Source organism: Enterobacter sp. B79-1 (assembly GCF_057444735.1).
Window position 1 is genome coordinate 1,129,148 of the sequence record NZ_JBYAZJ010000001.1, and the last position, 23,573, is coordinate 1,152,720.

Sequence of the window (23,573 nt, forward strand, 5' to 3'; positions counted from 1 at the left end):
TGTAAATCTACCGTTAACCTGATAGCGGATTTCACTTCTGTAATCACAATGGAACTTCGTCATGTTTGAGAACATTACCGCCGCTCCTGCCGACCCTATTCTGGGCCTGGCCGATCTGTTTCGTGCCGACGACCGCCCTGGCAAAATCAACCTGGGTATTGGTGTATATAAAGATGAAACCGGCAAAACCCCGGTCCTGACCAGCGTTAAAAAAGCTGAACAGTATCTGCTGGAAAACGAAACCACCAAAAACTACCTCGGTATTGATGGTATCCCTGAATTTGGTCGCTGCACTCAGGAACTGCTGTTCGGTAAAGGCAGCGAAATTGTGAGCAGCAAACGCGCTCGCACAGCACAAACCCCTGGCGGTACCGGCGCGCTGCGCGTTGCGGCGGATTTCCTGGCGAAAAACACCTCTGTTAAGCGCGTATGGGTGAGCAACCCAAGCTGGCCAAACCACAAGAGCGTCTTTAACTCTGCGGGTCTGGAAGTGCGTGAATATGCTTACTACGACGCGGCAAACCACTCTCTCGACTTTGACGGCCTGCTGGCGAGCCTGAGCGAAGCGCAGGCGGGTGACGTAGTGCTGTTCCACGGCTGCTGCCACAACCCAACCGGTATCGACCCGACGCTGGAGCAGTGGGAACACCTGGCGAAGCTGTCCGTGGAGAAAGGCTGGCTGCCGCTGTTTGACTTCGCCTATCAGGGCTTTGCCCGTGGTCTGGAAGAGGATGCCGAAGGCCTGCGCGCGTTCGCCGCAGTGCATCAGGAACTGATCGTAGCAAGTTCCTATTCCAAGAACTTCGGCCTGTACAATGAGCGCGTAGGTGCCTGTACGCTGGTCGCGGCAAACGAAGAGACTGTCGATCGTGCGTTCAGCCAGATGAAATCGGTTATCCGCGCGAACTACTCTAACCCACCGGCACACGGTGCGTCTGTTGTTGCCACTATCCTGAGCAACGATGCGCTGCGCGCTATCTGGGAACAAGAGCTGAACGATATGCGCCAGCGCATTCAGCGCATGCGCCTGCTGTTCGTGAACACGCTGGCTGAGAAAGGCGCTGACCGCGACTTCAGCTTTATCATCAAACAGAACGGCATGTTCTCTTTCAGCGGCCTGACCAAAGAGCAGGTTCTGCGTTTGCGTGAAGAGTTTGGCGTGTACGCCGTAGCGTCTGGCCGCGTGAACGTTGCAGGCATGACGCCTGACAACATGGCGCCACTGTGCGAAGCGATTGTCGCCGTACTGTAAGTTGCGCCCATAAAAAAGCCTGCATTATGCAGGCTTTTTTTATTCGGGTTACCAGACAGGCATTTCATCCTGAAGGAACGGGTTGTGGAGCCGTTCATAGCCCAGCGTCGACATCGGACCGTGTCCTGCGATAAACGTTACGTCATCACCCAGCGGCAATAACTTTTGTTTAATCGACTGAATCAACTGACCGTGATCGCCGCGCGGGAAATCGCTGCGTCCTACGCCACCTTTGAAAATAACATCGCCAGAAATCAGCAGACGTGACTGGTCATCAAAGAATACGATATGGCCTGGCGTATGCCCAGGACAATGCAACACCTGTAAAGTCACATTCCCTACGGTAACGCGATCTCCTTCGTTTAACCAACGATCGGGCGTCAATGGTAGACACTCATCAAGGCCAAACATGCGGCTTTGGGCGGGTAACCCCTGCAGCCAGAACTCATCTTCTTTTTCCGGGCCGATCACCGGCACACCGTAGTGTTCAGCCAGTTCAGCCGCAGCACCCACATGGTCAAGATGACCATGAGTGAGCAAAATCTGCATCAGCGTAACGCCGCTTGCTGCGACTTCCTGCTTGATTTTCTCAGCGTCACCGCCGGGATCGACAAGCGCGGCCAGTTTAGTTTGCTCGCACCAGATCAATGAACAGTTCTGGGAGAACGCGGTAACCGGAATAATACGATAGTTCATACTGCTCCTGTGTTTCGTTATTACCAGTGCCGAACCGGCCCGGTATCAATATGCACAAAGTTGCTACGTGGGTAGTATCCTACACCACCTGCGCGCATAGATAACGCGGCTTTGCGAATATTGGCTAACGAAACGCCTTCAATGTGGAAATCCATTGCCTGCCCTTTGGTGTGATAGCTTTTTTTCGCTACCCCACGGCTGTGGGCGCGCAGTTCATTGTTGGTATCGAGCGAACGGTATCCTGAAATGAGCTGCACCGGCTTGCTGGTTCCCAGCAGGCCCTGAAGGCGGAAAATCTGATCAAACAGTCCTGGATCGATGGCTTTTATTTTATTCGCGCGGAAATCACGGAAAAAATGGTTAAGTCTTGCTAATTCATCCTGAATATAGCCTCTGCCATCGAAAAACTCCGCTTTAAGCGACTCACCGGTATGAAGATTGTTGAGCGTTAAAATACGCGGACGTGGTGTCGAGAGGGTGGCAAATGCTGGCGTCGGAAGGATGGCCGCAGCGCCGAGCGCAACACCACCTAACGCCAGCAATTTGCGGCGATTAGCGTCAAATTTGTCCATGATAATCAGGTCTACAGGTCAATGAAATCGTAAATATGCTTAGCGCACGAAGGGCACCTTAACCGTCAAAACAGCTTACGTCAAGGCGCCCAACCCCAGTGAATACGCGGCTTACAGCCAGATCGCCCCGTATTCACCATAACTTACGACAATCAATTTGCCCGAACTACTTCATTTACCTGATTAATTGTTCAGCTTTTGGCAAAATTTGTGCGCCGGATCGCGCAGTGAGATCATAATTGTAAATATCTGTACGGTACTGGGTGCGCCCGTCCTCGCCGACAAACGCCGTCAGATAGTAAAGATTGACCGGAATATTGTGTCGGATATTAACGTAACGGGTATCACCTTGTTTCAACGCATCTGAAATCCGCGTATCGTTCCATCCCGCATCCTGCAGCAGCATATTTGCCAGCTCGGAGGCCTTATTCACACGGACGCAACCCGAACTGAGCGCGCGCGTATCCTTCTGGAACAGGTTGTGGTTCGGCGTATCATGCAGATAGATTGCATCTGAACTTGGCATGTTGAATTTATAGCGCCCCAGCGAGTTATGGGCGCCTGGAGCCTGCTGGAAGCGGAACGGTAAATTTGACGCCGTTATCGTTGACCAGTCGACCATCCAGGGATCTATCGCCTCTTTACTGTTCCATCCGCGCATCACGGTATACCCATGGCGCTCCAGATACCCGGGATCGTTCCAGACCTTAGGCAGGATATCCTTACGAGCCAGCGTCGGCGGGACGTTCCACGGCGGGTTAACCACCACGTTATTCAGCGCGCTGCTCATCATTGGCGTTTTACGATCGGGACGCCCGACAATCACACGCGAAGCCAGCACTTCACTCCCGTTCTGGTAATAGACCAGCGAATACGCCGGTATATTCACCATGATGCCGGTCGACAGCGTGCCTGGCAGCAAGCGCAAACGCTGGATATTCAGCGCCAGTACGCCCGCCCGTTGTGCCGGAGAAACATTCAGCCAGTCGCGCGTTGACGGACCAATTACGCCATCGGCACCCAGCCCCTGAATAGCCTGGAACTGCTTAACTGCTGCAACCAGCTCGCGATCATACGCGGCTGGCTTCGAGCTTAGCGGAGCTGCGCTGGTCTCTTTTACCGGTGCCGACGGGCTCACGGCCACGCTTTGACCGTCATCGCCAGGAAGCGCAATCTTTGGCCCATTATCCAGAATGCCGGAACGTTTGAGAATTTCGCGCAGTGCGGGAACATCACTGCTCCACTGCCCCGGACGCAGCGTGGCGGTCGCTCGCAGCTGCGGCCACGGACGCGAATCCGCAACCAGCTCAAGCAGCGACTGATGCATTGTGGCGTATTGCGGATGTGCAGGCGCAAGGCTTGCGATAAAGCGCGGCAGGTCGCCACTATCCAGTGACAGTTGCCATTGGTTTATGACCGACAGGGCTGGCGTCGCCAGTTTGTACGGTTTTTCGCTGTATAACCAACGATTGCCATTGACCGGAATACCCGCCACAAACTGGAGATACCCCATCATGGCATCCGAGAGAACCACGTCACGCGCCTTCCCCGTCACGGCTGGATCGGTCAACAGCTCAACCCAGGTCGTAAACTGCGGCTGAATGCCCGCGATGGCCACTTCTGCCAGCTGCTGCTGGAAAGCACGCACCGCATCACGATTGTCCCACATCGGTTTCATATCACGCGCGGCATAGAGCAACGTGAGCTGATTAAGATAAGCAGGCGTATATCCTGATGGCATCCCGGACTGCAGCTGCTGACGAACAGACTCTGTGTCGATACCTTCAGGTAACGGCGTAATACCGGCCATAATGGCCGTTGCTGGCGACTGCTCCAGCGGCTGCGACAACGACGTCGGCTGAGCGCCCATCGTTGCAGAGCTGTCAGTCGGTACAACCTCAGGCTCATCAGCCTGCGCGGTGAACAGTGGAGCAAACATCACTGCCAGACACAAACTCAGCACTGACAGCTGACGACCACGATTTTTCTTTAGCAACATCCCTTGCCCCCTGTTTTCACGACACGCCCATCACATTGGGGCTTTCTTTCATTATAGGTAGGCACAATTGCTGTTGGCTTACCTTATGTAAAGAAGTTTAAAGATAACGCAGCCGTAAGCACAAGCTATGAGTAAAAAAAAAGCGGCGCTACTGCGCCGCGCTTTGTAACAAAACACCTCAGGAGGCGTCTGCCGTACCCGGTAAAGACTCAGGTGGTTGCGGTGCAAAACCGCGTAACCCGACAACGTGTACGTGTTCGCTGTTCTGGAACACTTTACGTACCAGTTTGTACGTCGTCCCTTTTTCCGGGCTGATGTTCTCCGGTGCCGCGATGATGAGCTGCATATCGAGGCGATCGCAAAGCTCAAACAGCGTGGCGATGGAACGGGCATCAAGACGCGCCGCTTCATCAAGGAACAGCAGACGACATGGCGAGATGTCTTTCCCGCGCAGACGACGCGCTTCATCTTCCCAACTCTGGACAACCATCACCAGAATCGACATACCGGTACCGATAGCCTCACCCGTCGACAGCGCACCAGACTCCGCACGCAGCCAGCCGTCGGAGCCACGGTTAACCTCAACTTCCATCTCCAGATAGTTACGGTAATCCAGTAGCTCTTCACCAATGGTTTGCGGCGTACGCTGGCCCATATCGATCTGCGGATTCAGGCGCTGATACAGCTTCGCCAGCGCTTCAGAGAAGGTTAGACGGTTGCTATTGAACAGATCCTGGTGCTGTTCGTGTTGTTCAGACAGCACGTCCAGCAGCGTAGAGTGAGCCTCACGCACGTTCACGTTCAGACGCACGCTGTTAACCTGGCCAAACGACACGCTCTGGAGGCCCTGGTTCAGCTGGCGGATACGGTTCTGCTCGCGCTGAATGGTCTTACGGATGATGTTCGCCACGCTGCGGGAGCTGATAGCCAGTTTCTGCTCGCGGGAGGTCAACTCTTCCGTCAGGCGACCCAGCTCGATTTCCATCTGTTCGATGGCTTCGACCGGATCGTCGGTACGGATGATGTCCTGACGAATACGTTCGCGCAGGTGCTGATAAACGGCCACGAAGAACTGGATTTTGCGCTCTGGACGCTTCGGATCTTCCGACATGCGCAATACATCACGCAGGTGTTCGTTATCCGCCACCGCCAAACGCAGCGCACCCAACGCTTTATCCGACATGGAACGCAGCTCGTCCCCGGAAAGATAGGCCAGCTCGCGACGGTGTAGACGACGCTCAACGTTATTGTCTTTCACCATGCGCATCACCGCGCACCAGCCCGCCTTCGCGGTCACGACCTGCTCGCGCATTTCGTGATAGTCGCGCTCCAGCTTGCGCAGGCGACGCGTCAGGTTGTCCATTTCCGCTTCGCAGAAGGTCAGCGCTTTTTCCAACTGATTGCGGCGCGCGCGGTTGTTGCTGAGCTGGCTGTGCAGTTCATCGCGACGAATGCGCGCACGCTCTTCCGCACCGCTGTCGGCACGCACGCCAATATCCTGCAGCTCTTTGTGCAGATCGTTCAACAGCTCTTTCTTGGTATCGAAGGAGCTTTTCAGCGAGGCCATGACCTGACTGTACTGGCTCAGCTGTGCGGCATGCGTACGCATGGCTTCACGAGCGCGGGTACGCTCGGCTTCAGCCTGCTCCAGGCGCTGACGCAGTTTTTCATTCAGATCGCTGTTTCCGCTCAGCATTTCTGCTGAATCGGAGTAGCCGAAGTGGGCGCGACGCTGTACGACTTCCGTCAGGGCAAACGCCTGCTGACGCGCTTCACGCTGCACCTGCTGTGACCAGGCGTAATCTTCTTTTAGCTGCTCGAACTGTTCCGGGTCGCTTTGAAGAACGGAGATGACCGGCTCCAGCTTCGCCAGCTGATTACCGTGCTGCTGCACAAAACGCGCGGCTTCCTGCGCTTCATCCAGACGTTCCTGGATTTCATCTACGCGGTCAGCCAGCGTGTCATCAGCCAGCAGATTCAGGCGCGGCAGGATGCGGTTAAGGGCGGCGACGCCCTCTTTCGCCTGTTCAAACTGGACGCGGCTCTGCTGGTTGTCACTTTCATGATTGGCAATCGCGCGCTCAAGTTCACCACGGCGGGTATTGAGCCTGCGAATCTCTGCTTCCGGATCCGCGTCAAAGGCCACGCCAAGATGGCTACCAATAAAGCGGCTGAATGCCTGGTGCAAACGCTGGGTTTTCTGAACGTCAAACGACAGCGTCGCAAAGCGTTCGGAGAGCGTTTCACGCTCGGCGTGCAGGCTTTCAATACGGTTTTCACGCGCGGCACGGCCAAACAGCGGCAGTTCCGGGAAGCGAGAATAGCGCCACTGGCGGTCAGCGATTTTCACCACCACCGCTTTTTCCAGCTCGTCGACGCTGAATACGCTGTCATCAAACGACTGCGGATCCCCTTCGATCAGGTAGAGATCTTCCGGGCAATCTTCCAGTCCTGCCAGCTGCTCAGAAATCAGCGACAGATCCGGGACAACAATTGCATTACGCGACGGCCCATACAGCGCGGAGAAATACGGCGCATCGTCCAGGCCAACATCGTCATAAATTTCGGACAGCAGTACACCGCCGAAACGCTCCGCCAGGGTATTCAGGCGTGCATCTTCCGCACCGCCCGGCTGGCTTAAGCGTTCAATTTCTTCGTCGACTTCACGCTTGCGGGCGCCGACTTCATCACGCTCAACAATCGCTTCGCGCTCGCGCTCCAGCAGCTGCTGCAGGTATTCGGTCACTTCCTGACTGGATTCAAACTGCTCGCCGCACTGTTCGCTGAGCTGGCTCAGGCTGCTTTGAGCTGCCAGCCAGACCGGCGCACGCTGCAACAGTTTTTGCGAGCGGGACTGAAGCTGCTCCATCTCCTGGCGCAGCGTCATACGCTGTTCGCTGGCGTTAGAGACACTGTCTGAAAGTGCCGCAATACGCGCTTCAAGCTCCTGATGCAGAGCCTCAAGCTCGTCGAAATCGTAATTTTTCCCCTGACGCTTGCAGAATTCCGCCAGCAGACGCTCGGCTTCCTGCTGCTCGCGCAGACGCTGCTCCAGCTCGTTGAGACGCATACGCAGCGGCTGAACCTGCTCGGCCAGATGGCGCTGGTTCACCCCGTCGCGCAGCAGTTCACGGGCGACGTCCCAGGCTTCATTACGCGCCAGCGGGCCGTTAATCGCCACCACCAGCTGGTAAGCCTGCTCAAACTGGCTGTGCGCCGTTTGCGCGACGCTCATTTTCTGATCGAGAGACAGGAGTTTCTCAGTGGCTTCCTGCTCTTTTGCCTGGAAGGTATCCAGCCATTCGTCGGCGCTTTCGGGCGTCAGGTCAGGCAGATGACACAGCTCTTTGGCACGCTGTAACGCCTGCAGGGCCTGAGTGTACTGAATAGCACGCGTCTGCTGCACGTCCAGCGCCTGCTGGTAATCGGCGAGCTGGCTTTTCAGCTCATCCACTTCCAGCTCGGCGGCTTCGGCGCGGGCTTCGTTCTCTTCCTGCATGTCGACGGCTTCAGCCACCACTTCATTCTGCTCTTCGAGGCGAATTTGCAGCTCATCGAGGTCCGCTTCATAGCGCTCGATTTTTTCCTGCTGACGCAGCGCGGTCTGCACCAGGTTGAGGTGATCGCTGGCGGCCTGATAATCCGCTTCCAGATCACCTTCGGCACCGTTGTGCTCACCCAGCTCGCGCGCCATTTCGACGTGCTTATACTGCTCGGCCACCAGCTGCTTACGCGAGGTAAACAGCTCGCGGCGGTACTCTAATGCCTGATCGAGATGAATGCGGCGCTCGTTGGCGTGACGCATATAGTCTGCGGCCACATAGTTGGTGGCTTCGCTGATAAGGTGTTTAAACAGGTCGCGGTCAGACTGGGTCACGCGAATGGCTTCCAGCGTCATGCGGTTTTCACGCAGCGCGGCTTCCATATCCTGGAAGGCTTTACGCACGCCGCTGTTTTCCGGCAGCAGGTAGTCGCGCAGGGAGCGGGTAATGGCGCTGGAGATACCGCCGTACAGGGACGCTTCGATCAGACGGTAGTATTTGCTACGGTCTGATGCCGTGCGCAGACGACGCGCCACCACGCCCAGATCGAACATCAGGGAGTGGTAGTCGGTAATGGAGTTGAACTGCTTGAACTGCACGCCTTCGATAGCTTCGAGCTTGTCTTTCAGTTCCTGCAGCGTCAGCACGCGCGCCTGACGTTCGTTCAGCGTTTCCGTCAGCAGCGCCGTCGGCTGCACGGACGTTGGCAGCCCCTGGATGGCGAACGGTTTGATATCCACTTTACGATCGCGACCGGCGACCTGCTGCAGACGCACACCCACCACCACGCGCTGGTGACGAGAGTTGATGACGTCCAGCACCGAATAACAGACACCGGCCTTCAGCTTACCGTGCAGACCCTTATCACGAGAGCCGCTTGTCGCGCCCGCTTCGGTGGTGTTACGGAAGTGCAGCAGCGTCAGATCGGGGATCAGCGCCGTCACAAATGCCGCCATGGTGGTGGATTTACCCGCACCGTTACCGCCGGAGAGCGTCGTCACCAGCTCATCCAGATCGAAGGTTCGGGCAAAGAAACCGTTCCAGTTAATCAGCGTTAGTGAGCGAAATTTACCGCGTTCAATCATTACTCTTCCTCCCCGCTATCCGGCTGATTCTCTTCATGCTCATCATTGAGCTGCAAATGGTTTTCCACCGGCATCGCTTCACCGTCGCGGATCATGCGCAGCTGCGCTTCACGGGCGTCGTCACCCGCGCGCACGTCGGCGCCAAAGCGGAAGACGGATTCCGTAATGCGGAATTTGCTGCTGTCATGGCCCATAAACCAGACCATGCCCAAACGACGCAGACGGTTCAGGGAAGAGCGAACTTTTTCCTGTAATTTCTGACGGTCAAGATCGGAACCTGTCGAACGGTTGTTCACCAGCTTCAGCAGTTTGCTTTCATCTGCCAGCGACAGCAGTTCGTCGTAGAGTTCCTGCTGAGTGAAAATCCCTTCGTTCGCCAGACGTTCCGGGCTGAGGTAAAGGTAGCAGAGGATTTTGCCGACCATCATATCCAGCTCGGAGAGTACGGAACGCGGAATCAGCGTGGTTGAGCGCGGGCGCAGGTAGAAAAACCCTTCCGGCGCGCGAATCAGCTCCACGTTGTAGCGCGCGTAGAACTCTTCCAGGTATTCCTGGAAATCCATCAAAAAAGCGTGATTATCCAGCTCGTCAAGACCAATGTGACGACCGGCACGCAGCTGGCTGTCCAGCGCCGGAAATAACGGATTCGCCAGCGCCTGTGCCAGCTTCACTGGCATCACTTGTTCAATATTTGTCAATGACATGCGCCTGTACCTTGGCTCCGTAATCGTTGATCGGCTGCCACTTCGGCGGCAGTCCGGTGAAATCTGCTTGCGCGACGCCCAGGCGTACCGCCTGATCTACCACGATGCGGGCAACGTCAAAGTGCCGCGCGCGAGGATATTGCGCCAGATAGTCGCGCACCACGAGACCAAGATCCAGCGGTGCTTGTCTGGTTTTGTAGACAGCGAGCTGTTCTTCGATCATCGCCGCAAGTTGTTCGCGAATTTCGTTAAATTCTTCGTATTCCAGATCCGGTGGCAATTCACCGGTAACCTCTTCATCACGCAGCGCCATCTCTTCGTCGCGCATATCCAGCAGACGGTCGGCATTCGCGTAGGTCAGCGCCCACGGGGCATCGAAATAGGTTTGTACCGACTGACGCAGACGCTGAGCGAAGACGCGGTTTTTATCCATGTCGATCGCGGTACGGATAAATTTATGCACGTGTCGGTCGTAGCCGATCCACAGGTCGATCGACTGCTGGCCCCAGCTAATAATACGATCGAGTTTGCTTTGCAGATCGAAGACAAGACGGTCGACAAAGTGGAGGTCGTCGTGCGCCATGGTCGCATCCTGGATGCGGAGCAGATTGGCCTGCAGCTTGTCGCCTGCGGCTTCCAGCGTATCCTGCAGTTCACGCAGCGTACCGGAGGTTTCTGACAATAAAAGTTCACAGCTGGAGATGGCTGCACGCCAGTCTTTATTCAGCAATTGAGCGATATCGTCTTTCACCTGCTGCTGCTGTTCATCCATCAGACGCTGGGTCAGATCGATGCTGTCGAAAATCTCTGCCACCGAGTACTTCAGCGGCGCGTAGACGTTACGGTGCCAGTGAAATTCGTCACCGTTTTCATCTGCCGCGTCGGCGGCGCGCTTAAGCTCGCCCGCCACGATCGAGAGCTGCATGGAGAGACGCAGCGTCGAAAACTCGCGCTGGCGAATGTAGTAATCGGTAATGCCGATCCCCAGAGGCGTCAGACGATAAATGGCGTTTCCTTCCGCCTGCTCGCTGGTAAAGCGGTTCAGCAGACGTTGACGCACCATATCGTTGATTGCGTTGTTGGCACGCACGCTAATGGTTTCGCTGGTTTGCTCAAACGCATCACTGACATGGCGGAACGCATCCACCAGTTCACCCTCGCTCATTTCACCATCCAGCCGTTCGCCGTTCAGCGTGGCAACCGCCAGCAGGAAGGAGAGTCTGTCTACCGGCAGCGTGATGGAGAAATCGTTTTTCCTGGCCCAGGCAACCAGTTCGGGGACTGTCTGGGAAAATTCACTCATAGATTATCCTTGCTTCTGCGGCTTGCGCGCGGTGACGTGTATATAGCGGCCAAGGCTCAGATAAGGCTCCTGGCGGCAATACCGCGTTTCTATTTCTGTTAAGGCGTCTAAACAGTCATGCTGTTTTTGTTTATCACGCAGATAATCATGAAACACCCTCACGCCTGTTTTACCGGTGATCTCCCAACCGATCTCCTCCAGCCAACCATAGACCTGCTGCGGTTCACGTGGGAAATCCGGCGATAGCGTGCGCCGTTTCTTTTTATACATACCCTGCTGCACGTAGCCAAAATTGCCCACCAGCACGTTTCGCATCAGCAGACCGTTTGCATTGTAGAACATCAGCGATAACGCACCGCCCGGACGCAACATCGACCACAGCGTTTTTAACATGGCTTGCGGTTCGGCGACCCATTCGAGCACAGCATGAAACAATATCAGATCAACCTGCGTTTCCAAATGCTGGGGAATGTCCTGAGCGGCGCAATGTATAAAATGCATGTTGTCGCTCACACCTTTCTCTTCTGCCGCGCGTTCGGCGCGAGTAACCATCTCAGCAGAAAGATCGCAAAGCGTGACGTGGTGCCCCCGCTGCGCCATCAGAATTGCAGTCTGACCTTCCCCGCCACCGGCATCGAGCACGCGCAACCGCCGGTCACCCAATTCAGCCAACAGCTTGTCCAGATCCTGCCAGAGGATCGTCTGCCGAAGCTGACCTTTGGTGGTGCCATAAATGTTGCGCGAAAACTTTTCCGCGATGTCATCAAAATTGCGATCCCGCATTGGGAAGGTTCCACTCGCTAACTGCAAAACCGCTATTTTGTCACACCCACGCGGAGAATGAACCACTCTGGTGTAATATCACGGGTAATCGCCTGCTGTATGGTTAAAAAAGGAACCAAAAAGGATGCTTTTTACCCTAAAAAAATACATCGGAGGCATGATGCTTCCCCTTCCCCTGCTGCTGCTTCTCATCGCGCTGGGGCTGGCACTGGTGTGGTTCAGCCGCTTTCAGAAAAGTGGCAAAACGCTTATCACCCTCGGCTGGCTGATGATGCTGCTGCTGAGCCTGCAGCCGGTCGCGGATGGTCTGTTACGCCCTATCGAAAATAAGTACCCGACCTGGCAGGGAAATCAGAAAGTGGAGTACATCGTGGTATTGGGTGGCGGGTATACCTGGGATCCGAACTGGGCACCCAGCTCTAATCTGATCAACAACAGCCTGCCGCGCCTGAACGAAGGTATCCGCCTGTGGCTTGCTAATCCGGGTTCGAAAATGATCTTCACCGGAGCCGCCGCCAAAACAAACCCGGTGAGTACGGCGGAGGCTGGCGCACGCGTCGCTGAATCATTGGGCGTGCCGCGTTCATCTATCATCACCCTGGACAGCCCAAAAGACACCGAAGAGGAAGCCGCCGCGGTGAAGCAGGCCATCGGCGACGTGCCGTTCCTGCTCGTGACATCGGCGTCGCATTTACCGAGAGCGATGATTTTCTTCGAGAAACAGGGATTACACCCCCTACCCGCACCGGCTAACCAGATAGCGATCAATGCGCCGCTTAACCCGTGGGAACGAGCAATCCCGTCCCCGGTCTGGTTGATGCACAGCGATCGTGTCGGTTACGAGACGCTTGGACGCCTCTGGCAATGGCTGAAAGGCGCGTCAGGCGAGCCAGGGCAAGAGTGATTTTGTCGCCAGGTCGAAGTTAGCGCGATTGAACCGTCCGGTATTCACCAGTTGCGCCACTTCATCCCAGAGTAAATAGAGCCAGCGCCGCCAGAGAAACGCCTCCGCGACAGGTGCCCGTTGCAGATAATGCCAGAGCAAACCTTCCGCAGAGGCGCTGTCGCATAGTCTGAACAGTTCGTACTCGCGCGGTGCCCAGAGCATAATGCCCGGCCCAACCATCGCCAACAGCTGGTCGCTGCGGGGATCTTTCAGCATGCTGCGCAGGGTAAAATTGCCGTGTATCAGCACGCAGTTGTCATTAAAGCCGTCAAACAGCGCAGGCAAGCACTCGCGGGTGCGAAACAGAATGCGTTTGTCCTGCATGGTTAAACCGGTGTTGTTGAACTGGTTAAGCGTTCCCCACAGCACTTCCACCCGCTGACGATACCAGAGCGGCCACAGGTTCTCCTGAGTGCTGTCCACGGGACCGACGAGCCCGCGGCTATCCTGCCGGTGCCAGGCCAGCAACGCCTCGACGATCTGATCTTTCAGCTGTTCCCAGCGGTCCGGCGTGCGCGCCGGGGCTTCAACAGAGACGCCACGCAGGCGCTCAATAAGCAGGACATCCGGGCCGGGGTGTTCCTCATGCGTCATGACACCGTAAACCGTCGGCATTCGCACCGTACCTTCCCTTGCCAGCATCGATATTTTCCATGCCAGCTGTCTGGCGACGCCGGGTGAGGTAAAGCTTCTGGCCATGAGAGGCATTGGGTTTCCATGACTGTCATACAGCGCCCAAAGTGCGGTATCCGCCTTTTCATTCACACACTCGACCCGGCTCAACGTCTCGCCAAGCAGATGGCTCAGTTCGGCACGCAGCTGTTCCATATGAGATTACCCCCATTAAGGCTACTGCTTTTATAATGAGCGCGTGAGCAAAGGATGTCACCCGGAAGAGATCAATTAAGAGTAAGAAAGGAAAATTTGTGGGGTGAGAACATCCCCCCGAAAGGAGGGATGGTGGCAAAATTAATGCAGTTCGGCGCGAACGCGCTCAAGATCTTCCGGCGTATCAACGCCCGTTCCGGGAACTTCTTTGGCAACGGCTACGTGGATTTTTTCGCCATACCAGAGCACGCGGAGCTGCTCCAGCATTTCAATATGTTCCAGCGGGCTTGGTGCCCAGTTGACATAGCGGCGAATGAAGCCCGCACGATAGCCGTAGATCCCAATGTGGCGCAGGAATGAATCACCGATGGTCTCTTTCGATACCGCAAAGCGATCGCGATCCCAGGGGATCGTCGCGCGTGAGAAATAGAGCGCATAGCCCTCGGCATCCATAACCACTTTAACCGCATTCGGGTTAAATGCTTCTTCAGCATGTTGAATGGGTACCGCGAGGGTGGCCATGCCAACCTGTCGCTGCGCCAGATTTTCCGCTACCTGGCGAATAATAACCGCCGGGATCATCGGCTCGTCGCCCTGCACGTTGACGATGACCGTATCATCGCTGAAACCGCATTTCTCAACCACTTCCGCCAGACGCTCAGTGCCGGACTGGTGATCGGCGCGAGTCATGCACACTTCACCACCCGCCGCTTCAACCGCTTGCGCCACGTCCGAATGATCGGTTGCCACGATGACGCGGTCAGCACCCGATTCACGCGCACGCTCCAGGACATGCACAATCATTGGCTTGCCGTTGATATCTACCAGAGGTTTACCCGGCAGACGCGTTGATGCATAGCGCGCCGGAATAATGACAACGAAACTCATGGCTTGCTCTCTTCTGCCACCAGGGAACGGGCTTCATTTTCCAGCAGGACCGGAATACCGTCCCGCAGCGGGAAAGCCAGACTGTCCAGCTTGCAAATCAGCTCTTGTTTATCCTGGCTGTAGTAGAGTTTGCCGTTGCACACCGGGCAGGCAATAATTTCAAGTAAACGGTGATCCATAGTTCCTCCGTATGGGTAATCGCTAAAGCTTAACACATTCCCTTTTCAGGGAGTGTCTGTTTCCCAACCATTTCGGCAGGTCGTAAACAGCCCGTCCGGCATACGGCCCAGCGTCACGCTGCTCGCCCCTTGCCAGCGCGCAAAATCGCTAATGGCGGATGATAATCCTTTCTCCAGGGTAGCCGTCGCCTTAACCCCGTCTTCAAGATACAGCGCGATGATTTCAAGCGTACCGGTTTTGCGGTGCATTTTGGCATCCATGCGTCCCACCAGTTGCCCTTTATGCAGCAGAGGCAAAACGAAGTAGCCGTACTGGCGTTTTGGCGCGGGGGTGTAACACTCAAGCCGGTAGCTGAAATTAAACAGCTGCTCGGCCCGTTTTCTGTCCCAGACGACCGGGTCGAAAGGTGACAGTACCGCGCTGTGCGTGGCCTGGAGCTTACCTTCCAGCGCCTGTGGTAAAAGCGGGAGTAAATCGGCATGCAGCCACATCTCGCCCAGCGTTTCGACAGCGACAGGTATGACGCGCTGCTCGCGCTGCCACACATCCAGCAACGGTTTAAGCGCGGGCTGACGGAGTCGGTAGTAGTCTGCCAGCCATTGCGGACGAAAAATTCCCAGACTGCGGGCGCTGTTCTCCAGCATGATGGCTTCGGCCGCTTCCTGCGTAAGCAGGTCACGCTCGTCGTCCCAGTGCGGCATCACGCGGTGCGTCAGGTCGTATACGCGCTGAAAGTTACGTCGTTCCACAACCATCACTTTACCGGATGTAAACAACCCCTCCAGATGACGTTTATGCGGTTTCCACTCCCACCATCCGCTCGCCCCTTTTCGCGGATGCTCAAAATCAGCCGAACGCACTGGACCGTTTTCCTGAATATGCGCGATAAGCTGCTCAATTTCAGCGGCGTGTTCATGCATCCACTCCTGACGATATTTCCAGCCCATCTTATCCGGAGAGAGCATGCGGTGACGAATCAGTGCGAAATCACTGCGGGGCAGGAAACAGGCTTCATGTGCCCAGTATTCCATTAGCTCACCCTGGCTAAGCGCATTGTCCAGCCACTGCGGCTGATAATTGCCCAGGCGGCTGAAGAGCACCAGATAAGGGCTTCGCGCCACGATGTTGATGGTATCGATTTGCAGCAACGACATGCGCTGTACGGTGGAGAGAATGTCAGAGGGTTGTGCGCGACGGCGAGGCTTTTTAAGCAGCCCTTGGGCAGCAAGGTGTAAATGACGTGCGGCTGAAAGCGAGAGTTGCGGTAAAGACATGCGTTTTCCTGTCAGTCAAAGCGCCACCAGAACCGCGTAAGCGTTTATCGCACCAACGCAATCAGTTCCTTGAGCAAGTGTTCCGGCTGCTCGCCGCTGAGTTCAGCGTCAACCGGCAGATACCACCAGTTTTCTTTCGCAAAGGCACGGCATTTCACCGCATCTTTTTCGGTCATGATCAGCGACTGCCCGGGTACGGTCAGGGCGTCTACCTGGCCTTCCACCAACGCCTGGTGGTCCGCCAGCGGAACGTATTTTTCCAGCCGGGCACCACACTGCTCCAGCGTTGCGAAGAAGCGCGGAGGATGGCCAATACCCGCCATCGCCACCAGTGCAGGCAGTTGTTCAACCGCCTTACGCTCGCCCGTTAACAGGTTAACCGCCATGCCAGGCTGAAGATGCATAGGGATTTCCCCTGGCTTAGCCTGGCCACCGTTAACAATGACCGCATCAACGGACTGAAGACGCGACGCGCGTTCACGCATCGGGCCGGCAGGCAGCCACCAGCCGTTGCCAAAACGGCGCACGCCGTCGATAACCACAATCTCTTTATCACGCGCCAGCGCGTAATGCTGAAGGCCATCGTCGGTGATAATGATGTCCACAGCGTGCCCGGCAAGAAGCACCTGAACGGCGTCGCTGCGCACCGGTGAGACCGCAACCGGCACACCTGTCCGCTGATAGATCAGAACCGGTTCATCACCCGCTTCGGCCGTTGTTGTATCAGCCGTAAGCAGAAGCGGATAGTGCGTCGCTTTACCACCGTAGCCGCGCGATACCACCCCTGGGCGAATGCCGCGTTTTTGCAACTGCTCCACCAGCCAGATCACCACCGGCGTTTTGCCGTTCCCACCAGCGGTCAGGTTACCGACCACCACAACCGGAACCGGTGCGCGCCAGGCGCGCTTCAGCCCCAGGCGGTACATCAGACGAATGGCACCGCTCACCAGGCCATAGAGCCAGGAGAGCGGCAGAAGCAGTCGCCACAGTGGTGATTCACCGGACCAGATGCGTGCAATCATTGTTGACCGAACTGCATCTTATGGAGCTGTGCGTAGACGCCACGGTGGGCGAGCAGATCGGCATGGCTGCCCCGCTCGACAATCACGCCGTCTTCTACCACCACGATTTCATCAGCCTGTTCGATAGTCGACAGACGGTGCGCAATCACCAGAGAGGTACGGTTCTTCTGCAGTTCGTCCAGCGCTGACTGAATAGCGCGTTCAGATTCAGTATCCAGCGCGGACGTCGCTTCATCCAGAATCAGGATTGGGCTGTCGCGCAGCAGCGCACGCGCAATGGCGATACGCTGACGCTGACCACCGGAAAGGAGCACGCCGTTTTCACCAATGATGGTATCCAGACCGTTATCCATCTTGTTGATGAAGTCCATCGCATACGCCATGCGTGCGGCATTCTCGATCTGCTCGCGGCTGTACTCTTCAGTACGCGCATAGGCGATGTTGTTGGCAACCGTGTCGTTGAACAGATGCACGTTTTGAGAAACCAGTGCAACCTGGTTACGCAGCGACTGCAGGGTATACTCCCGCAGGTCATGGCCATCTAACAGGATTTCGCCTTCATCAATGTCGTAGAAGCGCGTAATCAGGCTGGCAATGGTTGATTTACCCGAGCCGGAACGGCCCACCAGCGCAACGGTTTTACCTGCTGGAATCGTCAGGTTGATATTACGCAGTGCAGCCACTTCGCGGCCTGGATAGGTAAAGGTCACATTGCGGAATTCAACGTCTCCGTTTGCACGCTCAATCACGCGCGTACCTTCATCTTTTTCCTGCTCGGAATCCAGAATGCTGAACAACGTCTGGCATGCCGCCATCCCGCGCTGGAACTGCGCGTTCACGTTGGTCAGGGATTTCAGCGGACGCATCAGCGCAATCATGGAGGAGAACACTACGGTGATGGTCCCTGCAGTCAGGGTCTCCATAACGCTCGGGAAGCTCGCCGCATACAGAACAAATGCCAGTGCCAGTGAGGCAATCAGCTGAATGATAGGATCGGAGATAGAGGAGGCCGACACCATTTTCATTCCCTGCAGGCGCATTTTATTGCTGACCTTATCAAAGCGCTTGGTTTCGACCTCCTGACCACCAAAGATCAACACTTCTTTGTGGCCTTTCAGCATCTGTTCAGCGCTGGTCGTGACCTGCCCCATCGTATTCTGCATATTCTTACTGATATTGCGGAAACGCTTTGAGACGACGCGGATAGCAATGGAGACAACCGGGGCCAGCACGATCAGGATGAGCGACAGCTGCCAGCTGTAATAGAACATCATGATAAACAGGCCGATGATCGATGCGCCTTCACGGACCACGGTAATCAGCGCGCTGGAGGACGATGATGCCACCTGCTCTGAATCGTAGGTAATACGTGACAGCAGCGTGCCCGTAGACTGTTTATCAAAGAATGAGACCGGCATGCCCATCATGTGACCGAAGAGTCGGCGACGCATGGACATTACCACTTTTCCTGATACCCAGGAGATACAGTAGCTGGAGATATAGCTGGAAATACCGCGTAAGATCATCAGCCCAATAACCACCAGCGGCATCCATAGCAGCACTGAGCGATCCGTTTTACCAAAACCGTCATCCAGTAACGGTTTGAGGAGCGATAGCATAAAAGTATCGCTGGCTGCGTTGAGGATTAACGCTACGCCCGCCACGATCAAGCCTGCTTTGAAAGGGGCAATCATCGGCCAGAGTCGGCGGAACGTTTGCCACGTGGAGAGATCTTTGTCGTTATGCATTCAAAAAACCAGCATTTGTTGAAATAGCCGCATATTCTACCCGTTATCTACGGGCGCGCCAAACCACTGATGATACCAACGCGGTAAATTGTGTTCACGCAGGCGTCGGATCTGCCTGCTATGTTGCGAAAATGTCACCGATATTTGTCCAGAATGAGGGGTGTCTAGCCAGGTATATCCCTCTTTCCCGTAGCGCCGCACCACTTTCGCGGATGGAAAATGCCACGCGTTATAGCGGGCTGCAGAGGCCAGCGCTATTTCCCCTTCGGCACGCTGCACCAACGGCATAGAAGACGAGGTGTTGCTGCCGTGGTGAGGTACCTGAATGAGTGTAGACGCAAGATTGCGCCAGCGGTGGCTCAGCATTGCCATTTCGGCCTGTGCTTCAATATCCCCGGTCAGCAGGATGCTCTGCTCACCGTCGTCGATCTTAACCACGCAGGAGCGGTTATTACCTTTGGCGAGCCCTTCTTCAGGCGGCCAGTGAACGCTGAACGTTAGCCCCTGCCACTGCCACCGCTGCCCTCGAAAACAAGGAAGATGTCCATCCTGGTGCAGCGGACTCCTCACCCACATTTCGGGCCAGGCTTTTTGCAGCGATGCCAGTCCTCCCGCGTGGTCGAGATGCTCATGACTCAGGATCACCCCTTCGGGCTTCAGGTGATGCCAGCGTAACCATGGAATGATCAACTGCTGCCCGCTATCGCCCCCCGGCCAGGCCAGCCCGGTATCGTATAAAATAGCCCTCCCCTGACGTTCAATCACCATTGCCAGCCCCTGCCCGACATCCAGCATGTGCAGCGTCCAGCTGTCAGTTTTATCCGTTCGCCACAAAGGAAGTGCGAGCATAATACTTGCTGTCAGACAAACAGCCGGTAGAACTTTCCAGCTTCGAAAACGCCAGCCGATAATGGCAAGCCAGGGTAGCAGCGTCAGGTATTGCCAACGTTCATCGACATCCTGCCAGCCGTTCGGCAAGCGAGCCAGCAACCCGAATAACCCTGCCAGAGACTTATCGGCCGCATACCAGACAGCGTTCTCCAGTAACGCCAGCGGAAAAAGATGGAGCAGCATACCGAGAAGGATCAGGGGCACGGAAATAAACGTGACCAGCGGAACAGCAAACAGATTTGCGAGGAATGAAGACAGGCTGAAACCATGAAATATCAGCACCTGCAGTGGAAGCAGCAGGCACAGCATCCCTGTTTGCAGATGTATGAGATTTGCCAGAGGTTTTAGTCGGCGGATCCAGAGCCCGTTCGGAAGCGGTAGCCACTGGTACCAAAAAATTAATGCCGCAACCGCAAACGCCGACAGCGCAAAGCTTTGCGACAGAACAGCCACAGGGTCAAAAATCAGAATCGCCGCCACGCAGGCTAACCAGATCTGCCAGGGAGACCATTGACGGCCGCTAATCCGCAGCGCAGCCACCACCATGAGAGAGACCACCGTGCGCATTGCGGGCGGCTGCATCCCCGTTAACCATGCATAAAAAGCCGCAAAGCACAGACCTGCAAGCATGGGAAACTGCCAATGGATAGCGTGGCTCGGCAGGAAATATTGCAACCCTCTTGCCAGTAACCAGACGATGGACGCAGCCAGCGCGATGTGCAGACCCGAAATCGCCATCAGGTGTATTGTCCCTGTCTCGCGCATGAGATTTTTTATCTCACGCGGTACATTCAGGCGCTCCCCCATCCCCAGCCCAAGGATCACCGGCCCCCACTGATATGCTGTGAGTACGTTTTGCAGTGAGCCCAGGTACCGTGAACGCAGGCTACAGCGTGCGTCAACAGCCTCAGCATTCGTAAAACGCCCGCTCAGCGTTTGATGTCGGGCAAAAGCATTTTTCTGCGAATCGTAGCCACCGTCGTTTAATTCACCATGTACCGCTCTAAGACGCAGCACCATGGCCCAGCGTTGACCGGCACACCCTTTTTGGGGCAGGTAATTGCCATACAGCGTCACCCCAGTAACGCCCCACCAGCGTTTTCCGTTGAGGCTGACAATGTTTCCCTGATGCATTGTTGCGCCGTCGGTTGCTGTAATGACCACCTCCGCCTGCTGCGGCCCTGTCGTGAGATGATTCAAGGGCCAAACGCTCTCCTGCGCCGCTAATACGCCCCAGCAAAAAAAGAGCAACCCGATGCCTGAGAACGTTAGCCATCGTCTTTGCTGCGCGGCTAACGCGATACCTGCGGCAATCATCATCCAGACGCTCTCTGGTTCCGGTAAAACAGGTAACCAATAGAGCGGAATAATGGCCAGAATGGCACAAGCACTGACAATGTGGATCCCCATTTATACCTCCCTGTTTCGGGCAGTATGCCGTGAGAATAGCGTGTCGTCAGACAGGAAAAAGGGGCGTTACGGCGGGCGCTGCAACGTTTTTAGCGGTTTGCAGAAAAGCCAGAATGGAAATGCGTGACGCATTCAGAAATGCAGACGAGAGGCACAAAAAAAGCACCCGCAGGTGCTTTCTTTTAAACCCAGCTTAGCCATTATGGCTAAAACTCAGTTGCCGTAAATATTGGCGCGATCGCGCAGTTCTTTACCCGGCTTAAAGTGCGGAACGTACTTGCCTTCCAGCTCAACTTTATCGCCAGTCTTCGGGTTACGCCCGGTACGTGGAGCACGATAGTGCAGAGAAAAACTACCGAAACCGCGGATTTCAATGCGCTCGCCCTGGGCAAGAGTGGTGGCCATATGCTCCAGCATCTCTTTAACAGCATCTTCCACAGCCTTTGCTGGGATGTGCGGTTGCTGACTGGCAAGTCTTTCAATCAATTCTGACTTGGTCATGATTCCTCCGGTTCCTTTCAAACCAATTAGCTGAACAGCTCATTAAACAAGGGCGGCCGTAGCCGCCCTTTGTTATTGATTACAGGACGAATCCTGCAATCTGTCAAGTCTGCTCCTCATCCTTCTCGCTGTAAATGCGTTACAGCTCAAATGACGGTGAGAACTTGATATTACTCGCCTTTAGCTGCTTTGAAAGCTTCAGCCATTGCGTTGTTAGAGAAGTTTGCATCTTCCTGTTTGTTAACAGTTGCGATTGCATCTTTCTCATCAGCTTCGTCTTTAGCACGAACAGACAGGCTGATTGCACGGTTCTTACGGTCAACACCGGTGAACTTAGCTTCAACGTCGTCGCCAACGCTCAGAACCAGAGTGGCATCTTCAACGCGGTCACGTGAAGCTTCGGAAGCGCGCAGGTAACCTTCAACGCCGTCAGCCAGTTCTACGGTTGCGCCTTTAGCGTCAACTGCAGTCACTTTACCGTTTACGATTGCGCCTTTCTTGTTCAGTGCAACCCAGTTGTTGAACGGATCTTCTGCGAGCTGTTTAACGCCCAGGGAGATACGCTCACGCTCTGCGTCAACCTGCAGAACAACTGCAGCGATTTCGTCGCCTTTTTTGTATTCACGTACTGCTTCTTCGCCTGCAACGTTCCAGGAGATGTCAGACAGGTGAACCAGGCCATCGATGCCGCCGTCCAGGCCGATGAAGATACCGAAGTCAGTGATAGACTTGATTTTACCTTCAACACGGTCGCCCTTGTTGTGGGTTTCCGCGAACTGCTGCCATGGGTTGTTTTTGCACTGTTTCAGGCCCAGGGAGATACGACGACGTTCTTCGTCGATATCCAGAACCATCACTTCCACTACATCACCAACGTTAACAACTTTGGATGGGTGGATGTTTTTGTTGGTCCAGTCCATTTCGGAAACGTGCACCAAGCCTTCAACGCCTTCTTCGATTTCAACGAAGCAGCCGTAGTCAGTCAGGTTGGTAACGCGACCAGTCAGTTTAGTACCTTCTGGGTAACGCTTAGCGATAGCTACCCATGGATCTTCGCCCAGCTGTTTCAGGCCGAGGGATACACGAGTACGTTCGCGGTCGAACTTCAGCACTTTAACAGTGATTTCGTCGCCAACGTTCACGATTTCGCTTGGGTGCTTAACGCGTTTCCACGCCATGTCGGTGATGTGCAGCAGGCCATCAACGCCGCCCAGGTCAACGAATGCGCCGTAGTCAGTGAGGTTCTTAACGATACCTTTGACTTCCATGCCTTCCTGCAGGTTTTCCAGCAGCTGATCGCGTTCTGCGCTGTTTTCGGATTCGATAACGGCACGACGGGATACAACAACGTTGTTACGCTTCTGGTCCAGCTTGATTACTTTGAACTCAAGCTCTTTGCCTTCGAGGTGCAGGGTGTCACGGACTGGACGAACGTCTACCAGTGAACCTGGCAGGAACGCACGAATACCATTCAGCTCAACAGTGAAGCCGCCTTTAACTTTGCCGTTGATAACACCGACCACAGTTTCAGCTTCTTCGTAAGCTTTTTCCAGCGTGATCCAAGCTTCGTGACGCTTAGCTTTCTCACGGGACAGCAGGGTTTCACCGAAGCCGTCTTCCACTGCATCCAGAGCAACGTCAACTTCGTCACCAACCTGGATTTCCAGCTCGCCCTGGGCGTTTTTGAACTGCTCTGCCGGAATGGCGGACTCAGATTTCAGACCGGCGTCAACCAGTACTACGTCTTTGTCGATAGCAACAACAACACCACGAACGATGGAACCCGGACGGGTTTCGATTGTTTTTAAGGATTCTTCAAATAGTTGAGCAAAAGATTCAGTCATGTTTAATCTTCAGGTTAAGATAACGTCCACCTGGCTCCGTGCCGGATGGGGTTGTTTCACATACCCGCCGTCAATCCATTGCAGCGGGGGTACTGCTAAATCGGT

Annotated in this window: 18 protein-coding genes; 2 read left to right on the plus strand and 16 right to left on the minus strand. The window is 55.3% G+C overall.

Features of this window, described 5'->3' with window-relative positions:
* Positions 1 to 61 precede the first annotated feature (61 nt).
* Positions 62 to 1,252, plus strand: coding sequence for an amino acid aminotransferase (locus AC2T6E_RS05535; protein ID WP_047648166.1), 1,191 nt, complete (start codon positions 62 to 64; stop codon positions 1,250 to 1,252).
* A gap of 48 nt (positions 1,253 to 1,300) precedes the next feature.
* Here AC2T6E_RS05535 and AC2T6E_RS05540 read toward each other — a convergent pair whose 3' ends face one another.
* The 7 genes from AC2T6E_RS05540 to cmoM all read right to left on the minus strand — a co-directional run bounded on the left by AC2T6E_RS05540 (position 1,301) and on the right by cmoM (position 11,936).
* On the minus strand, positions 1,301 to 1,948 hold the full coding sequence (locus tag AC2T6E_RS05540) for an MBL fold metallo-hydrolase (protein WP_089598364.1): 648 nt from the start codon (positions 1,946 to 1,948) through the stop codon (positions 1,301 to 1,303).
* Between the two features lie 20 nt (positions 1,949 to 1,968).
* Positions 1,969 to 2,520, minus strand: a complete 552-nt coding sequence (gene mepK / locus AC2T6E_RS05545) for a peptidoglycan L,D-endopeptidase MepK (protein ID WP_010429293.1) — start codon at positions 2,518 to 2,520, stop codon at positions 1,969 to 1,971.
* A 175-nt stretch (positions 2,521 to 2,695) separates the two neighbouring features.
* Positions 2,696 to 4,519: a L,D-transpeptidase gene (ldtD, locus tag AC2T6E_RS05550; protein ID WP_486690811.1), complete on the minus strand. Its 1,824-nt coding sequence runs from the start codon at positions 4,517 to 4,519 to the stop codon at positions 2,696 to 2,698.
* Positions 4,520 to 4,697: 178 nt separating this feature from the next.
* Positions 4,698 to 9,146 (minus strand): chromosome partition protein MukB, encoded by a 4,449-nt coding sequence (gene mukB, locus AC2T6E_RS05555; RefSeq protein ID WP_486690813.1) that lies wholly within the window; start codon positions 9,144 to 9,146, stop codon positions 4,698 to 4,700.
* Positions 9,146 to 9,850, minus strand: coding sequence for a chromosome partition protein MukE (gene mukE / locus AC2T6E_RS05560; RefSeq protein ID WP_003858208.1), 705 nt, complete (start codon positions 9,848 to 9,850; stop codon positions 9,146 to 9,148). The genes mukB and mukE overlap by 1 nt, the downstream gene beginning before the upstream one ends.
* Positions 9,831 to 11,153: a chromosome partition protein MukF gene (mukF, locus tag AC2T6E_RS05565; protein ID WP_010429279.1), complete on the minus strand. Its 1,323-nt coding sequence runs from the start codon at positions 11,151 to 11,153 to the stop codon at positions 9,831 to 9,833. The genes mukE and mukF overlap by 20 nt, the downstream gene beginning before the upstream one ends.
* 3 nt (positions 11,154 to 11,156) lie before the next feature.
* Positions 11,157 to 11,936: a tRNA uridine 5-oxyacetic acid(34) methyltransferase CmoM gene (gene cmoM, locus AC2T6E_RS05570; protein WP_010429276.1), complete on the minus strand. Its 780-nt coding sequence runs from the start codon at positions 11,934 to 11,936 to the stop codon at positions 11,157 to 11,159.
* Positions 11,937 to 12,060: 124 nt separating this feature from the next.
* On the opposite strand from cmoM, the gene elyC reads away from it, so the two are divergent.
* Entirely contained in the window at positions 12,061 to 12,840 is a 780-nt protein-coding gene (gene elyC / locus AC2T6E_RS05575) for an envelope biogenesis factor ElyC (RefSeq protein WP_010429275.1), read from the plus strand.
* Here elyC and AC2T6E_RS05580 read toward each other — a convergent pair.
* From AC2T6E_RS05580 to rpsA, 9 genes are all read right to left on the minus strand, one after another.
* Positions 12,817 to 13,710 carry a YcbJ family phosphotransferase gene (locus tag AC2T6E_RS05580; RefSeq protein WP_042713970.1) on the minus strand — a complete coding sequence of 298 codons (894 nt, stop codon included), beginning with the start codon at positions 13,708 to 13,710 and terminating at the stop codon, positions 12,817 to 12,819. The genes elyC and AC2T6E_RS05580 overlap by 24 nt on opposite strands.
* Positions 13,711 to 13,851: 141 nt before the next feature.
* Complete coding sequence (kdsB, locus tag AC2T6E_RS05585; RefSeq protein WP_262186995.1) at positions 13,852 to 14,598, minus strand: 3-deoxy-manno-octulosonate cytidylyltransferase; 747 nt, start codon at positions 14,596 to 14,598, stop codon at positions 13,852 to 13,854.
* A complete protein-coding gene (gene ycaR / locus AC2T6E_RS05590) occupies positions 14,595 to 14,777 on the minus strand; it encodes a protein YcaR (RefSeq protein ID WP_006174474.1) in 183 nt (60 codons plus the stop codon). Before ycaR ends, kdsB begins: the two co-directional genes overlap by 4 nt.
* A 45-nt stretch (positions 14,778 to 14,822) precedes the next feature.
* On the minus strand, positions 14,823 to 16,052 hold the full coding sequence (locus AC2T6E_RS05595; protein ID WP_316466638.1) for a winged helix-turn-helix domain-containing protein: 1,230 nt from the start codon (positions 16,050 to 16,052) through the stop codon (positions 14,823 to 14,825).
* 44 nt (positions 16,053 to 16,096) lie between these two features.
* On the minus strand, positions 16,097 to 17,074 hold the full coding sequence (lpxK, locus tag AC2T6E_RS05600) for a tetraacyldisaccharide 4'-kinase (RefSeq protein WP_486690817.1): 978 nt from the start codon (positions 17,072 to 17,074) through the stop codon (positions 16,097 to 16,099).
* On the minus strand, positions 17,071 to 18,822 hold the full coding sequence (msbA, locus tag AC2T6E_RS05605; protein WP_089598356.1) for a lipid A ABC transporter ATP-binding protein/permease MsbA: 1,752 nt from the start codon (positions 18,820 to 18,822) through the stop codon (positions 17,071 to 17,073). The genes lpxK and msbA overlap by 4 nt, the downstream gene beginning before the upstream one ends.
* A 36-nt stretch (positions 18,823 to 18,858) precedes the next feature.
* Positions 18,859 to 21,123: a ComEC family protein gene (locus AC2T6E_RS05610; protein WP_341494608.1), complete on the minus strand. Its 2,265-nt coding sequence runs from the start codon at positions 21,121 to 21,123 to the stop codon at positions 18,859 to 18,861.
* Positions 21,124 to 21,336: 213 nt separating this feature from the next.
* Complete coding sequence (ihfB, locus tag AC2T6E_RS05615; protein WP_003858233.1) at positions 21,337 to 21,624, minus strand: integration host factor subunit beta; 288 nt, start codon at positions 21,622 to 21,624, stop codon at positions 21,337 to 21,339.
* 170 nt (positions 21,625 to 21,794) lie between these two features.
* The gene (gene rpsA, locus AC2T6E_RS05620; protein ID WP_010429251.1) at positions 21,795 to 23,468 is read right to left on the minus strand and encodes a 30S ribosomal protein S1; all 1,674 of its coding nucleotides are present in this window, start codon (positions 23,466 to 23,468) and stop codon (positions 21,795 to 21,797) included.
* Positions 23,469 to 23,573 lie beyond the last annotated feature (105 nt).